At 70.4% G+C, this 15,269-nt stretch carries 14 protein-coding genes; 5 read left to right on the top strand and 9 right to left on the bottom strand.

The window, feature by feature from the left end; genetic code table 11:
- Positions 1–7: 7 nt before the first annotated feature.
- The 3 genes from ACQEU1_RS09555 to ACQEU1_RS09565 are packed head-to-tail and all read left to right on the top strand — an operon-like array spanning position 8 to position 2,984.
- Positions 8–493: a hypothetical protein gene (locus ACQEU1_RS09555; RefSeq protein ID WP_433198438.1), complete on the top strand. Its 486-nt coding sequence runs from the start codon at positions 8–10 to the stop codon at positions 491–493.
- On the top strand, positions 493–1,182 hold the full coding sequence (locus ACQEU1_RS09560) for a response regulator transcription factor (protein ID WP_433198440.1): 690 nt from the start codon (positions 493–495) through the stop codon (positions 1,180–1,182). The genes ACQEU1_RS09555 and ACQEU1_RS09560 overlap by 1 nt, the downstream gene beginning before the upstream one ends.
- Positions 1,179–2,984, top strand: a complete 1,806-nt coding sequence (locus tag ACQEU1_RS09565) for an ATP-binding protein (RefSeq protein WP_433198442.1) — start codon at positions 1,179–1,181, stop codon at positions 2,982–2,984. Before ACQEU1_RS09560 ends, ACQEU1_RS09565 begins: the two co-directional genes overlap by 4 nt.
- Here ACQEU1_RS09565 and ACQEU1_RS09570 read toward each other — a convergent pair.
- Positions 2,940–4,154: a YbiU family protein gene (locus tag ACQEU1_RS09570; RefSeq protein WP_433198444.1), complete on the bottom strand. Its 1,215-nt coding sequence runs from the start codon at positions 4,152–4,154 to the stop codon at positions 2,940–2,942. The genes ACQEU1_RS09565 and ACQEU1_RS09570 overlap by 45 nt on opposite strands.
- An 88-nt stretch (positions 4,155–4,242) precedes the next feature.
- Here ACQEU1_RS09570 and ACQEU1_RS09575 point away from each other — a divergent pair, with 88 nt between their 5' ends.
- Positions 4,243–5,304 carry an ROK family transcriptional regulator gene (locus ACQEU1_RS09575; protein WP_433198446.1) on the top strand — a complete coding sequence of 354 codons (1,062 nt, stop codon included), beginning with the start codon at positions 4,243–4,245 and terminating at the stop codon, positions 5,302–5,304.
- Here ACQEU1_RS09575 and ACQEU1_RS09580 read toward each other — a convergent pair whose 3' ends face one another.
- The 6 genes from ACQEU1_RS09580 to ACQEU1_RS09605 form a co-directional block, all read right to left on the bottom strand.
- Entirely contained in the window at positions 5,305–6,090 is a 786-nt protein-coding gene (locus tag ACQEU1_RS09580) for a class I SAM-dependent methyltransferase (RefSeq protein WP_433198448.1), read from the bottom strand.
- A gap of 90 nt (positions 6,091–6,180) precedes the next feature.
- Complete coding sequence (locus tag ACQEU1_RS09585; RefSeq protein WP_433198450.1) at positions 6,181–6,762, bottom strand: helix-turn-helix domain-containing protein; 582 nt, start codon at positions 6,760–6,762, stop codon at positions 6,181–6,183.
- A 70-nt stretch (positions 6,763–6,832) separates the two neighbouring features.
- On the bottom strand, positions 6,833–7,888 hold the full coding sequence (locus tag ACQEU1_RS09590; protein WP_433198452.1) for an FAD-dependent oxidoreductase: 1,056 nt from the start codon (positions 7,886–7,888) through the stop codon (positions 6,833–6,835).
- Positions 7,889–7,993: 105 nt separating this feature from the next.
- Positions 7,994–9,136 (bottom strand): galactonate dehydratase, encoded by a 1,143-nt coding sequence (gene dgoD / locus ACQEU1_RS09595; protein ID WP_433198454.1) that lies wholly within the window; start codon positions 9,134–9,136, stop codon positions 7,994–7,996.
- Positions 9,133–9,813: an SDR family NAD(P)-dependent oxidoreductase gene (locus tag ACQEU1_RS09600; RefSeq protein ID WP_433198456.1), complete on the bottom strand. Its 681-nt coding sequence runs from the start codon at positions 9,811–9,813 to the stop codon at positions 9,133–9,135. Before ACQEU1_RS09600 ends, dgoD begins: the two co-directional genes overlap by 4 nt.
- A 10-nt stretch (positions 9,814–9,823) precedes the next feature.
- Complete coding sequence (locus tag ACQEU1_RS09605; RefSeq protein WP_433198458.1) at positions 9,824–11,836, bottom strand: hypothetical protein; 2,013 nt, start codon at positions 11,834–11,836, stop codon at positions 9,824–9,826.
- Between the two features lie 73 nt (positions 11,837–11,909).
- On the opposite strand from ACQEU1_RS09605, the gene ACQEU1_RS09610 reads away from it, so the two are divergent.
- Positions 11,910–12,503: a bifunctional 4-hydroxy-2-oxoglutarate aldolase/2-dehydro-3-deoxy-phosphogluconate aldolase gene (locus ACQEU1_RS09610; RefSeq protein ID WP_433198460.1), complete on the top strand. Its 594-nt coding sequence runs from the start codon at positions 11,910–11,912 to the stop codon at positions 12,501–12,503.
- Here the strand turns inward: ACQEU1_RS09610 and ACQEU1_RS09615 are convergent.
- Together ACQEU1_RS09615 and ACQEU1_RS09620 are read right to left on the bottom strand one after the other, a co-directional pair.
- The gene (locus tag ACQEU1_RS09615; RefSeq protein ID WP_433198462.1) at positions 12,490–14,451 is read right to left on the bottom strand and encodes an alpha-galactosidase; all 1,962 of its coding nucleotides are present in this window, start codon (positions 14,449–14,451) and stop codon (positions 12,490–12,492) included. The two genes, ACQEU1_RS09610 and ACQEU1_RS09615, sit on opposite strands and share 14 nt — an antisense overlap.
- Entirely contained in the window at positions 14,448–15,269 is an 822-nt protein-coding gene (locus tag ACQEU1_RS09620; protein ID WP_433198464.1) for a carbohydrate ABC transporter permease, read from the bottom strand. Before ACQEU1_RS09620 ends, ACQEU1_RS09615 begins: the two co-directional genes overlap by 4 nt.

The following is a 15,269-nucleotide window of genomic DNA, read 5'->3' on the forward strand; positions in this document are numbered from 1 at the left end:
TCTTGACGTGTCCAATCCACTAGACCAGCCGCTGGAGAACGACCTCTCCGCCGAACTGAAGGAACGCAAAGCGGGCGTCGGCAAGACCACGATGATCCTCGGCGTGGCCGTCCTCGCGATCGTGGCGTTCGTAGGCGGCGTGTTCGTGCAGAAGTCGTTCGGCGCCAGCGAAACCCCGACCCGCCAGAACGCGGCCGGACGCCAGTTCCCCGGCGGCGGCACTCCCCCGTCCGGTACCAACCGACAAGGTGGGCAGTTCGGGCGCGGCACGATCGGCACCATCGACCACGTCGACGGCACCACGGTCTACGTGAAGACGCAGAACGGCCAGGTCGTCAAGGTGTCCACTTCGGACTCCACGAAGGTGGAGATCTCCTCCGAGGGCAAGCTCACCGACCTGAAGGCCGGTCAGCAGGTGGTCGTGCAGGGCCAGGCGGGCTCCGACGGCACGGTGAACGGCCAGACGATCACCCAGCGGCCGGCCACCGGCTGATGCAGGATTCCCGGGTGGAACGGGGCCGGTTGCTCGTCGTCGAGGACGAACCCAGCATCCGCGAACTGCTGTGCGCCAGCCTGCGGTTCGCGGGGTTCACCGTGGCGAGCGCGGCGACCGGCTCCGAAGCCCTGACAGCAGCCAGGTCCGACCTCCCGGACCTGGTCCTGCTGGACGTGATGCTCCCCGACCGGGACGGCTTCGAGGTGGTCCGCCGCCTGCGTTCGGACGGTGTCCGCGTGCCGGTGCTCTACCTGACCGCCCGAGACAGCCCGGACGACCGCGTCACCGGCCTGACGATCGGCGGCGACGGCTACATCACCAAGCCGTTCAGCCTGGAAGAGGTGATCGCCCGCGTAACGGCGGTGCTCCGCCGCACCCGCCCCGGCGCCCCCGAACTGCTGACGTGCGGCGACCTCTCGTTGGACGTCGACAGCCACGTCGTCCGCCGAGGGGTGCGGGTGGTGGAGCTGTCGCCAACCGAGTTCCGCCTGCTCCACTACCTGATGCGCAACAGCGGCCGCGTCCTGTCCAAGGCCCAGATCCTGGACCAGGTGTGGTCGCACGACTTCGACGGCGACGTGGGCGTCGTCGAGTCGTACATCTCGTACCTGCGCCGCAAGGTCGACTCCTCGGGTCCACGCCTGATCCACACGGTCCGCGGCCTGGGGTACATGATCCGCCCATGACGTTGCGCGTGCGCCTGGTGGTCGTGCTCGTAGCCCTGGCAGCCGCGGGCCTGTTCGGCACGTGGCTGATCGGTTCCACGGTGATGGAGCGCTACCTCCTGGGCCAGGTGGACGCCCGCCTGGACCGCGTGGTCTCGGCACCCCGCGCGTTCCCCCTGCGAGAGAACGTGATCGTCCGCGACGCGTCCGGCGTCATCTCCGGCACCCCGTTCGCGGGCCTGCCGGAGTTCGGCGCCCTCGTCGCCGGCGAACACGTGACCGCGGGAACCCACCGGGTGGTGATGCGCGACCTGGACGGCACCGAACTGATCGCGTTCGCCGACCAGTCCGAAGTGGACCGAGCCGTGGACGACCTGCGCCTGGCGTTCCTGCTGATCTCGCTCGGCGCCCTGATCCTGGTGGGCATGGCCGGCTACGCGCTGGTCAGAGCCTCGACCAGAGCCCTGGAGGAGGTGGAGCAGGTAGCCGGCGAGATAGCGGCAGGCGACCTCTCGCGCCGAGTCCCGGTCCGCCGCCCAGGCTCGGAGGTGGGCAGGCTGGCCGCGGCGCTGAACACGATGCTCGGCCAAATCGAGTCGGCCTTCGCCGCCCGAGTCTCCTCGGAGAAGCGGATGCGCGAGTTCGTCGCCGACGCCTCACACGAACTGCGCACCCCGCTGACCTCGATCCGCGGCTACGCAGAGCTGTACCGCCAGGGCGCGGCCTCCTCCGCCGCGGAGGTACTACGCCGAATCGAGGACCACGCCACCCGCATGGGCGTCCTGGTGGACGACCTGCTGCAACTCGCCCGCCTCGACTCGGACCAGCCGCTGACCCTGTCGGAGGTCGACCTGGTCGTAGTGGTGACCGACACGGTGACCAACGCGGTGACCGACGCGGTGGCGGAGACACGGCCCAACGCGGTGGCCGACGCGGTGGCGGAGGCACGGCCCAACGAGACGATCCGTCTCGTCTCGCCAACGCCTCCCGGCACCAGCCAACTCACCCAGCCCAAGCCACACGACCCAAGCCGCGCCACCCCGCCCAAGCCCTCCGAGGCAAGCCGCGCCACTCCACCCGAGCCCTCTGGCCCAAGCCGCACTACCCCACCCGAGCCCTCCGAGACGGGCTGGCCCGCCCCGCCCGAACTTGCCGACCCAAGCTGCATTACCCCACCCGAGCCCTCCGGCCCAAGCCGCGCCACCCCGCCCAAGCCCTCCGACTCGAGCCGGCCCGCCCCGCCCAAACCTGCCGACCCAAGCCGCGCCACCCCACCCGAGGCCTCCGGCCCAAGCCGCGCCACCCCACCCGAGGCCTCCGACGCAAGCCGCCTTACCTCGCCCGAGGCCTCCGACCCAAGCCCCCGCACCCCACCCAAGTCCAACGAGACGATCCGTCTCGTCTCGCCGCCCTCCTCCGCCCCAGCCCACCTCACCCCGCCACCCCCCAACGAGACGATCCGTTTCGTCTCGTTGGCGTTGCCCGCGGCCCCCGTGCGCGTCGAGGCGGACGAGGCCCGAGTCCGCCAGATCCTGACCAACCTCCTCCACAACGCCCTCATCCACACCCCACCCGGCACCCCGATCGACGTCCGCCTCACCTCCACCTCGCTCGAAGTAGCCGACCAAGGCCCCGGCATGACCACCGACCAGGCCGCCCGAGCGTTCGAACGCTTCTACCGCGCCGACCCCGCCCGCGGCCCCGGCGGCACCGGGCTGGGCCTCGCGATCGTCGACGCCCTCGTCGCCGCCCACGGCTGGCGCATCGACCTCGTCACCTCACCCGGCGACGGCGCCGTGTTCCGCGTGCTCTTCGGGCCGTGACCGGTTGGGCCAGGTGCGTTCGTAGTGCTCTTCGGGGAAGTCGCTGGGGCTAGACCCTGTCACGTGCGCTAGATGAATTTGCTTTTGATAGAGGGTGTTGCGTTCGCAAGAGGGTGCAGCGGGGATGTACATGACGTTGCCCCAGCCCTGCTGCCCCTGAACAGGCGCGACGCCGTGGATCATGTCGCAGTGCCACCAGACGCTGTCACCGGCGTTAACGGTTGGAATTCCCGTTAGAGCCTCTAGCAGGAGTGAGTGGTACTTGCGGCTGACCGGGAAGACCTGGTTGACGGTGACGCCGCACATCTCGTCGTCGGGGACGTCGTCGAGCAGCGGGCGCAGCATCAGGTACGCCATCGCGCCGGGGATCGGGACGGTGTGCAGCACGCCCTGGTCGTGGGCCATGTCGGAGAGCGCGGTCCAGCCCTGGAACGTGCGGAAGACCGAGCACATGGTGGTGCCGGGGTACTGCGGGCCGGCGGTGCGGTGGGCGGCGTCCCAGGGGTCGTACTGCTCTGGCGTGCCGTTGAAGAGGTGCCGGAACGCCTGCTGGTACTCGGCGGTCATCCACAGGTCGAGGGTGCCGGGGTCGAGGTGGGTGCCGAGGCCGTTCGAGTTCGTGCCGGGTGGGCGGCGGCGGATGCGGTCCGGGTAGCCGACGTCGGTGGCCGGGTCGAACCAGCCCTCGTGGTGCCAGAGGCCGTTGAGGAAGCGTTGGACCGTCTCCATGCGCGGGTGGGCGCGGGCCTCGGCCTGGGCCGGTGACCAGTAGATCGGGTAGATCTCTGGCTTCGAGCCGACGCTGCCGAAGAAGTCGTCGCCGGGGCCGCGGTAGTGGGCGAAGAAGTCGTTGGACTCGACGTAGTCGACGATGGAGGCGTCCCAAGCGAGGGCCTGCGAGCGGTCGAAGTGGTTGCGGACGACCACGCAGCCTCGGCGTTTGACCAGGCCGGGGTCGGCGGCGCCGGACTCGATGTCGGCGTAGTCGAGCACCGGCCAGCCCTGGCCCGACTTCACGTCGTCGACCTCGCGCCGGATCTGCTCCTCGACGACCGCGAACACCTCTTCGACCGTGCGGCCGGACGCTTCGATGGTGGCGCGGATGGCCTTCTTGATCTCCTTGATCGCGGCAGGCAGGTCAGCGGGGGTCGTGTCCCAGCTCGGCAGCATCGCAACTCCTTCCAGTAAACCCTCCTAACTTGGAACGATAAGCGTGTCGCGAGGTTGTAGGCAAGACCCCTAACTAGAATCCGGCGTCGTGACCAAGCCGTCGCAGGAGCTGCTGCGCTCGATCTCCGACGAGCACGTGCTGCGGACGTTGATGTCCGCCCGCAAGCTGACGCGCGCCGAACTCGCGGTCGAGACCGGTCTGTCGAAGCCGACCGTGAGCGAGAGCGTCCGGCGGCTGGTCGAGAGCGGTCTGGTCGCCGACACCGGCGAACGCACCCGCGGCGGCCGCGGCAAGGGCAGGGTCGGCTCGTTCTACGGCCTGGCCGAGGACATCGGCGTGGCCCTGGTCGTCACGATCGCCCCGGACGGCGTGACGGCCGAGTGCGTCGACGCCCACGGAGACGTCGTCGGCCGCACCCACCAGCCCGCCGCCGCGGCCGACGTCGCCTCCGCGTTGCCCTCGGTGGTGGCGGAAACCGTTGCGGCGCACAACGTCCGGCTCTGCACGGTGAGCGCCGCCGACCCCGTCGACCGGGCCACCGGACGCCTCGTGCAGCTGCCCGACTCGCCGTTCCTGGTGGGCGAACTGGACCCCGTCGCGGTGCTGTCGCCGTTGTTGCACGGGCCTGTGCTGGTCGACAACGACGTGAACTGGGCGGCCCAGGCCGAGCACGCCGCGTTGGGGGTGAACGACTTCGCCTACCTGTTCCTGGGCGAGGGCCTCGGATGCGCGGTCGTGCTGGACGGCGAGGTGCGGCGCGGACGCTCCGGGCTGGCCGGCGAGATCTCGCACCTGATCACGGCCGGGCCGTCCGGGGCGACGCCGTTCATCGAGGTGTTCGGCGAACTCGGGCTGCGCCGGCCGGGGTCGACCGCGATCGACGTCCAGCGGCTGCTCGACTCGGATTTCGACGTGCTGGCGCGCGCGATCGCCGGTGTCGTGACGGCACTGGTGACGCTGACCGATCCCGAGGTGGTCGTGGTCGGCGGGTCGTGGGGGCCTGCGTTGCTGCCCGCCGTCCGGGCCGAGTACGCGCGGTCGCCGCGTCAGGTCGAGCTCAGAGAGGCTTCGGTGGCATCGCCTTCGCTGGTGGGGGCTCGGGCCGCCGCGCTGGAGTCGTTGCGGACGGCCCTGGTCAGCCGTCGGTGATCACTTCCGGGCCGTCCAGACGGTGCGTTCGGTGCGCAGGGCGAGGTCGTCGCGGTTCAGGGCGGCTTCCAGCGCTTCCGGGGCGAGCTGCCTGCCCAGAACGATGCGGGCGTAGCGTTCCACGGCCGCCGACCGTTCGATGTGGACGGTGATGGTGCGTTCGTCCTCGACGGTGAAGCCCGCCTCGGCGAGCTTCGGGCCCCAGTCGGCGCCGCGGTGCGGGAGGCGTTCGTCGTGGCCGTCCGGGGCCTGGTCCGGGAAGAACTGGGGCATGCCCGCCAGTTCGACGACGGCCAGGACGCCGTTCGGTGCTAGAACCTCGTGCAGTTGCGAGAGGGTGTGATCAGGGTTCGCCATGTGGTGCAGCGACGCCGACGCCCAGATCAGGTCCGGGGTGCCGAGATCGGGCCAGTCGGCGTCGAGGTCGGCCAGCACGGTGTGGACCCGGTCGGACACGCCTCGTTCGCCCGCCTTGGCACGGAGGCGTTGGAGGTGCTCCACGGAGGAGTCGACGGCGGTCAGGTGCGACTCCGGGTAGCGGGCCAGGAGGGCGAACGTGCCGGCGCCCGTGCCCGCGCCGAGGTCCACGATCTGGGCCGGGGTGGTCACCGGGAGGCGGTCGATGACGTCCGCGGTGTGGGTGGCCAGCAGCTCGGCGTCGAGGTCGAGGACCTCCGCCTGATCAACGCTGTCAGCGTGCCCGTGCCCGTGCCCATGCCCGTGCCCATGCCCATGCCCGTGGCCGTGCCCATGCCCGCCGCCGTGGCCGTGTCCGTGTTCGCTCATGCCACCAACGTAGGTCGGCCGTGCGCCTCGTGCACGGCTCCTTGCGCATTCGGCAAGAAGCTCAGCTTGCCCGGTGCCACCCGCGCAAGATCAGGCCTTCGCCCCGGCCTGCTTGTCGGCGTGATGCCCCCGGCGCGCCTCCCGGTCGAAGATGCCGAGGATCTCGCACGGACCCCCGGCCGTGCCGATCGCGTGCGGCAGCATCGTCGGGAACTCCGCCGCCTGGTTGGTCTCCACCCGGAACCGGCGGTTGCCCAGCAGCAACACCGCCGTGCCCGACAGCACGACCAGCCACTCGCGGCCGGAGTGGGCGCGCAGCGAGGCCGGGTTGTCGGGCGGCGGGGTGGTCATCCGCTGGCGCATGACGGTCATGCCCGGCTCCGCCTTGATCGGCCAGCGCATGGTGCCGTGCGCGCCGTCGAGCATCGGGCTGACGATCACGTCGTCGGTGTCGGTCTCCACGAGTTGGTCCAGCGAGGTGTCCAGCGCACGGGCAAGCGTGACCAACTGGTCCAGGGCGAGGCGGCGCTGGCCGTTCTCGATGCGGCTCAGCGACGACGGGCTGAGCTTCGCGCGGGTGGCGAGCTCGTCCAGGGACCAGCCCTGGGCGACGCGGAGAGCGCGGATCCGCTTGCGCACGAGGCCGTCCAGGTCACCGTCTTCTTGCGTCATGCGCACGATCGTATGTCTGTCAGGCAAGGAACGCCGAACAGGACCGCCATGTCGGTCCTGTTCGCTGTGGCTAGGCGTCGATGAGCAGGTCCAGCAGCTTCTGCGGGGCGTCGTCGCCGAACAGGCTCTGCACCGTCACCTCGGTGTCGGCGGCGGTCTTGGCCGCGCGCTCGAACATCGCTTCCTCGTACACCGCCAGCGCGGCCTCGACGTCGGAGGAGGAGGCCAGTGCCAACGCCAGTTCGGCGCCGTCGAGCATGGCGAGGTTGGCGCCCTCACCGTTGGGCGGCAACAGGTGCGCGGCGTCACCGACGAGCGTCACGCCTGGCACGCGCTCCCAGCGGTGGTCGTTCGGCAGGGCGTGGTGGGCGCGCAGGACGGGCGTGGTGTCGGTGTCGAGGATCAACGACCGCAGCTCCGGCGCCCACCCCTCGAAGTTCGCCGCGACCTGGACGGGGTCGGTGGTGTCGAACGTGTCGAACCACTCCAGCGGCCGGTTGAACTCGACGTAGGTGTGCAGCAGGCCGCCCGCCTCGCGGTGCGCGAAGATGCCGCAGTCCTTGCCGGGCGCGAAGAGCGACCCGCCACCGACCGCGCGGGCCGTGGCCGGGAACCTGGTGTCGGCGTCGCGGATGAAGGTCTCGATGAACGCCGACCCCGCGTACACCGGTCGTGCATCCGACACCAACGGCCTGACCCGCGACCACGCACCATCGGCGCCGACGAGCACGTCGGTGTCCACAACGGACGGATCCGTGATCTTGCTCCCCCACCGCACGGTGCCGGCGGGCAACGAGTCGAGCAGCATCTGCCGCAGGTCGGCGCGCTGCACCTCGGGACGTCCGCCGCTGCCGTCGTCGGCCTTCTCGAACAGGACCGTGCCGTCGTTCTCCAGCACCCGCATCGCCTGCCGGCCGGGCAGCACCAGGCGGTGGAACTCCTCCACCAGCCCGGCGGCCTCGACGGCGATCTGCCCGTTGTAGTCGTGGATGTCCAGCATGCCGCCCTGCGACCGCGCCGTCGGCGACTCCTCCGCCTCGTGGACGACGGACGGGATGCCGTGGACGTGCAGCACGCGGGCGAGCGTGAGGCCCCCGAGTCCGGCACCGATGATCGTGACGCGCATGAAGCTTCTCCCCTGGTCCGTGCCGCCTCCCTGACGGCACGTCCAGGTTCACCCCCCGCCCTGACAGCCTCCGCTCACCTCACTGGCACGGGCTGGCAGCCGCTGTCACCACTCGGCGAACGAGCCGTCGTCGTGCCGCCAGACCGGCGACCGCCACGAGTGCCCGACCTCGGCCGCGCGCCGCACCGCCGCCTCGTCCACCTCGACCCCGAGCCCGGGCCCGGTCGGGCGGCTCATCCAGCCGTCCACGACCCGCACCGGCGCCATGTCCACCAGGTAGTTCGGGTCGGTCCCGTTGTAGTGCATGCCCGCGCTCTGCTCCTGGATCAGGAAGTTCGGCGTGGTGAACGCGACCTGCAACGACGCCGCCAGCGAGATCGGCCCGAGCGGGCAGTGCGGCGCGATCGACGCCCCGTACACCTCCGCGAGCGACCCGATCCGCCGCAACTCCGAGATACCGCCCGCGTGCGACGGGTCCGGCTGCACGACCGCGACCCCGGCCTCCAGCACGGGCTTGAACTCCCACCGCGAGAACAACCGCTCCCCCGTGGCGATCGGCACCGTCGAAGCGGCGACCACCGAGGCCAGCACCTCGGCCGGAAGCTCAGGCAGCACCGGCTCCTCGACGAACATCGGCTGCACTTCCTCGAGCATCCGCACGAGCCGGCGCGCCATCGCGGGCGACACCCGCCCGTGGAAGTCGATGGCGAGATCTCCCTGCGGCCCCAACGCCTCCCGCGCCTCGCGAGCCCGCAGCAACACGGCCTCGGCATCGGCGGGCGAGGCGATCGGCCGCATCTCGGCCGTGGCATTCATCTTCACCGCGGAGAACCCCGCCGCGACCTGCCGCGCCACCGCCTCGAACACACCGTCCGGCCGGTCACCGCCGACCCACGAGTACGCCCGCACCCGATCCCGCACCGGCCCACCGAGCAGCTCGTGCACCGGTAACCCGCGCGCTTTGCCCGCGATGTCCCAGAACGCGTGGTCGTAGCCCGAGAGAGCGGACGACAGCACCGGGCCACCGCGGTAGAAGCCACCCTTGCGCAGCACCTGCCACATGTCCTCGACACGCAACGGGTCCTGCCCGATGACCAGCTCCGACAGCTCGTGGACGGCGGCGCGGACAGTCTCCGCCCTGCCCTCCACCACCGGCTCGCCCCAGCCGGTCACCCCCTCGTCCGTGCTCACCTTGAGGAACAACCAGCGGGGCTCGACCAGGAACGTCTCGACCGCCGTCACCTTCATGAAGAGTCCTTTGCCGCGGACCAGCCGCCGTCGACCAGAAGCTCCGCGCCCGTCACGAACGACGCCGCAGGAGACAGGAGGAATCCGATCACCGAGGCCACCTCGGCCGGGTCGCCGAGGCGGCCTGCCGGGGTGGCTCGGGCACTGCGTTCCCGGTCCTCGGCGGAGACCCGGTCCCACGCCGCTGTCAGCACGGGACCGGGCAGCACCGCGTTGACGCGCACGTCCGGGGCGTACTCGACGGCGAGCTGGCGGGTCAGCGCGACCAGCCCGCCCTTCGAGGCCGCGTAGGCGCCGTGTCCGGGGATGCCGAAATGCGCGTGCACGGACGAGACCAGGACGACGGACCCCTTGCGCCGCCGCAACGACGGCAGGCACGCCCGCAACCCCAAAAAGGCGCCGCCGAGGTTCACGGCGAGCTGCCGTTCCCACTCGGAAGGGGTCGCGAGATCCAACGGCTTCACCACGACGGTGTAGGCGTTGGAAACCAACGCGTCCACCTCGCCCTCGCACAGCTCCACGGCCCGCTGCCACACAGCAGGGTCGCTGACGTCTCCCCGCACGGCCACGTCGCCGTGCAGGTCGATGCCGACGACCTGGTAGCCGTTGTCCGTCAGGTGCTGGGCCGTGGCGGCGCCGATTCCGGCCGCCGCGCCTGACACCACCGCGCGCTTCATGCAGGTTCTCCTAGAGCTTCTGCCGGTAGACCTTGTTGTCCGGGCCGCGCACGACCGTCCACGCGGAGCCGTCCGGACCAGCAGTAGCACCGACCGCGCCGACGAGCGAGTTGCTGGGGAACTCCGAACGCTTGAACCAGCCGCCCCACACGCCCGCGGAGGAGTTGATCTGCCAGAGGGTGTAGTCGCTGGCCCGCGCGAACAGGTAGACGCGGTCGGCGTACTCGACGAGCGTGGGGCTGCCGGAGATCACGCCTCCGAGTGACGTCCACTCGCCGCCCGCGACCGGGCGCACCCAGACGTTGTCGGCGGCGGTGCGGACGGCGACCTGACCGCCGGCGACGCTGGGCCTGCCGTAGATCGGGGTGTCACCAGGAGCACCCAGCGAGGACCACGAACCGGCGTACTTCCACACCTTGCCGTCCTCGCCACGAACGACGATCGTGCCGTCAGCGGCAACGGAAGGCGCGTCGGTGAGCTTGCCGCCCAGCGACTTCCACGAACCCCACCGTCCGTTGTGGAGCGTGCGCTGCCACAGCCGGTCGTCCACACCTCGAACGGAGACCTCGACGTCGGTGCCGACCGTGCGGACGGCGGGCTGGCCCTGGATCGCCTTGCCGAGCGAGGACCACCTGCCGTCGCGCTGCATCCGCAGCTCACCACCGGTCCCGCGAACGAAGACCAGCGCCGAGTCACCGACCCGCGCGATGGCGGGCGACGCGGTGGCGTCGGAGGAGCCGACGGCCTCGCCGGGGACGAGATCGGTGCCGCGCAGCTTGAGCATCGCGGTGCCGTGCGCAGGGACCGTGACGGTGTAGGAGTCGGTCACGGTGCCCCGGTCGGCACGGGCACGCAGGTCGCGCACCGACACCGAACCCTTCAGCCCCGCGTCGGCGAGGTGCACGGTCATCTCCGCGGGCACGTCACGCCGGTTCAGCAGCACGACGGAGCGTTCGCCCTTGCGGGACAACACCTTGCTGTACACGTCGGTGTCACCGGTCGACGCGACGCGGACGCCCTGGACGGCCAGAGGATCCTGGTTGACCGCGAGGATCTCCGGGTTCTTCAACGTCGCGATCATCGACGCGGGCAGCGTGCGCGGGTCCGAGCCGATGATCAACGGCGAGGACATCTGCGCCCACATGACGAACTGCGAGGTCGACTCCTCCTCGTTGAGCTCGTAGGTGCCCTGCTGCGTCTTGCGCATCGGGATCAGGTAGTCCGGGTCGTTGTAGCGGCCGGGGCCGTTCGACTCGGGGTGCGCGGCGTTGCGGTCCATGTTGCGCAGCACGTCGCGCCAGATGCCCTCGTACGGCGTGCCGAACGCGATGTCGGTGCTGGAGCGCCAGGAGTCGCCGGTCAAAGGCCCGAACGTGTAGGAGAAGTCCGCGGTCTGGTCGGGGGTGTGCGGGACGCCCCACTCGTCGGTGACCGGGTTGCAGATGTTGAGGATCATCGGCCGCCCGGCTTTGCGCAACGCCTTGCTGAAGTCCGCGTACGCCTGGGCGGGCTTGAGGTTCGCCGCGATGCCGCACAGGTAGTCGACCTTGACGGCGTCGAACTTCCAGTCGGCGAACCGCTTGGTGTCCTTCTCGTAGAAGCCGCCACTGCCCGCCGCGCAGTTCTTGCCGTCAGACGGCCCGGCGTCGGTGTAGATGCCCGCCTTGAGCCCCTTGGCGTGCAGGTCGCGGACCAGCGTGGACAGCCCGCTCGGGAACTTCGCGGGGTCCTCCTGGAGGTTGCCGCGCGCGTCGCGCGGGGTCGGCGCGGTCCAGCCGCCGTCGATCCACACGATCTTGTAGCCGGCGTCGCGCATGCCGCTGCCCACGAGGAAGTCCGCGATGCCGCGGATCTCCTTCTCGCTGGGCGCGCCGAGGCCGTAATAGGTGTTCCAACCCATGTACGGCGTCTTGGCCGCACCGCTGTCGTAGTAGGTGGGCGCTCCCTGGTCGTCACCTGCGTATGCGGGTGTCGCCACCAGGGACATCAGGGCGACTGCCAACGCGACTCTGCGAACCGACATGGTCGTGAGCCTCCCTCCTGCTCGCCCTCAGGTCAAGAATAATTCGTAATTTATGTGTAGTAGGCTGACGCCCGTGAGCTACCGCTACGAGATCACCCAGGCAGTCGTGCGGCAGGGCATCATCGCGATCATTCGCACCGCCGACACCTCCTCCGCTGTTCAGGCCGCCGTTCCGTTGCTGGACGCGGGCATCACGTCGCTCGAGCTGCCGCTGACGAACCCCGGCGCGCTGGAGGCGATCCGGCAGCTCCGCAGCGACTACCCGGACGCCACCATCGGCGCCGGGTCCGTGCTCGACGAGGCCTCCGCCGTCGCCGCCGTCCGCGCCGGGGCCCAGTTCCTGGTGGCGCCCAACCTCGACGCCGCCGTGATCCGGGCCGGGCACCGGTACGGCGCCGCGGTGCTGCCGGGTGCGGGCTCCGTCTCCGAGGTCGTGCAGGCGCTCGAAGCCGGTGCGGACGCGGTGAAGGTCTTCCCCGCGCCCACCCCGCAGTGGGTCAGGGACGTGCTGGCCGTGCTGCCGCACGCGCCGCTCGTGCCCACCGGCGGCGTCGCCCCGGCAGACGTGCCGGACTGGCTCGCCGCCGGAGCCGTGGCGTGCGGGGTCGGGTCGGCCCTCGCCCGCACGCCCATCGAGGAGATCAAGGCCCTCATCAGGCAGGCCTGAGCACCACCACGTCGGCGTCGTTCGAGGCGGTCCAGTCGAACGGGACGCCGACGTGGGTCAGGTGCGCCGCCGAGTAGACCTGGCCGTCCTCGTCCACGTAGGACTCGGCGGTCAGGTCGCGCAACCGCACCCGTGACGACTGGCCGGGCACCATCGGCACCCCGGTCAGCGATCCCGTGTTCCACGCCAGCACGACGACCTGGTCCTGAGCGCTGTACTGCACAGCGTCGTTGAGCAACCGCACCTCGCCGCCGTGCACCACGTCCCGGATGTCCTTGTACCGGGCGATCAACGCGGCGGCCTCCGAACGTTCCTCGGCCGACCAGTGCCGCACGTCCGCGCCGATGCCGAGCACCCCGGCCATCGCGAGCACGAACCGGAACTTCAGCGAACGCGGGCGCGCGTCGAAGAAGCCCGGCGCGTCCGTCACCCACGACGACATCAGGTGCGGCGCGTGCATGTGCAGGAACCCCTGCTGGATCTTCAACCGGTCGAGCGGTGCGGTGTTGTCGCTGGGCCAGACCACGTCGACCATGCCCGTCGTGGCGAGGTCTGTCCTGCCTCCACCGCCCGCACAGCCCTCGACCAGCACGTGCGGGTGCTGTGACCGCAGGTGCTCCAGCACCCGCCAGTAGTTGCGGACGTGCGCGTCGTCGAGCTCGCCGGACCGTTCCGTGGCCGGGCGGTTCATGTCCCACTTGAGGTAGCTGATCCGGTGCTCGGTCAGCAGCCTGTCCAAAGTGGAGGTCACGAACTCGTAGACCTCGGGCAGCCCCAGGTTCAGCAGCATCTGGTTGCGGATCAGCGTGGGCTCGCGACCGTCCATCTTGTACACCCAGTCCGGGTGTTCGGCGTAGAGCCGCGACTTCGGGCTGACCGACTCCGGTTCGACCCACAGCCCGAACTCCAGGCCGGAAGAACGGACCTCCTCGACGAACGCGCCGAAGTCCGGCGACTCCGGGTACCAGTCGCCAAGGCCGCCGGTGTCGTCGTGCCGGCCGACGAACCAGCCGTCGTCCACCACGAACAGCTCGACGCCCAGGTCGGCGGCGATCCGCGCCAGCTCCAGCTGCTTGGGCAGGTCGACCTCGAACCCCGTGGCCTCCCACGAGTTGTAGAGGACGGGCTTGCGGGCCGGACGGGACCGCAGCCGGTCGTAGGCGTGCCAGACCCGCGACAGATCATCGGTCGAGTACGCCAACGCCAGTTCGGGCGTCACGAACGTCTCCCCCGGCCCGACCACGACCGGGCCGAGCATCCCGGCACGCACGCGCGTGAGCCCGGAAGGCTCGACCTCGGCCGTGATCTCCCAGGAACCGGACCACGCCAGCGAGACACCCCACGTGTCGTCCACGGACAGCCAGGGCGCGTGATTGTGCCCGGGAACGCCGTAGGAGCTGCTGATTCGGAACCCGCCCGCGGGCAGGGACACGTGATCCAGCTGGAACTCGCGAGCCCACTCGCCGTGCAGGAACGACAGCCGCGGTTCCCGCACGGGCAGGCACACACCCGCCGAGCCGATCCTGGCGAGACGAAGCGGCTCGTCCCGCAGGTTGGTGACCTCGACCCACCGCGACAGCACGTCCACCGCCGCTTCTGGCCGGTAGCAGAGCACAACGCGCAGACCGGCGACCTCGTCGACGAACGAAAGCCGCAGCACGCCGTCTGCTTCAGCCCCACTCTCGAACGTCAGCCACGAGTCGCCGTCGATCTCCAGGTCGGCGCCGGTGAACGGCCGCTCGCCGCGCGGCGCGTACTCGATCGGCGCCGCGTCGGCCTCGGTGATGAAGTGGATGTCGCCGCGGTTCTGCAACGGCGAAGGACCGACCTCCACCCCGTGCGGCCCCCACGCCACCAGCTCGGCCCAGCGTCCACCAGGTTCGATCGCCACCGTGTAGGACGTGGTGGCCATCCGCAGTGTCCATTGGTCCTGGGTCCACCGGGTCATTTCACCGCTCCCACCGCGAGTCCGGAGATGAAGTGCCGCTGGAACCGCAGGAACACCGCCACGGTCGGGACCGCCGCGATCACCGACCCGGCCGCGATCACGTTCCAGTTGGACACATATTGACCCTGCAACGCGAGCAGCGCCGGGGTCACCGGCATCACGGCCGAGGACCGCAGCACGGTGATCGCCCACAGCAGGTCGTTGAAGATCCAGGTGAACGCCAGCGCCGCGAGGGCCGCCAGCGCGGGCCTGGTCATCGGCAGCACGATCCGCCAGAAGATCTGCACGGGACCGGCGCCGTCGATGGTGGCGGCCTCCTGCACCTCGTTCGGCATCGCGCGCATGAAGCCCTGCAGCACGAACGTGTAGAACCCGAGCCCGAAGCCGACCTGCACCACGATCAACGCGAACAGCGTGTCGTAGATGCCGAGCACCTCGGTCAGCTTCGACACCGGCACCAGCAGGATCTGCGGCGGCAGCAGGTTGCCCGCGAGCATCAGCAGGATGATCGTGCGCCGGCCGGGGATCGCGAAGCGGCTGAGCGCGTACGCCGCCGCCGAGGCGAGCGCGAGCGACAGGAACACCGTCGGGATCGTGACGATGACGCTGTTCCACATCGCGCCCGCGCCGCCGTTCGTCCACGCGTCGGCGAACCCGGCGAGCGTGAACGACTGGGGAACGGACGCCAGGCCGTTGGCGGCGATGTCGTCGAAACTGCGGACCGCCGTGACGAGCACGGCGACGATCGGCAGCAACCAGAGCACGGAGATCGTGCCCGCCACGGCGTGGAAGACGCGGCCAGAAGTGCGACTGGACAT

Origin of the sequence: Lentzea sp. CA-135723 (assembly GCF_050936595.1) — a bacterium.
In the GTDB taxonomy this organism is placed as follows: domain Bacteria; phylum Actinomycetota; class Actinomycetes; order Mycobacteriales; family Pseudonocardiaceae; genus Lentzea.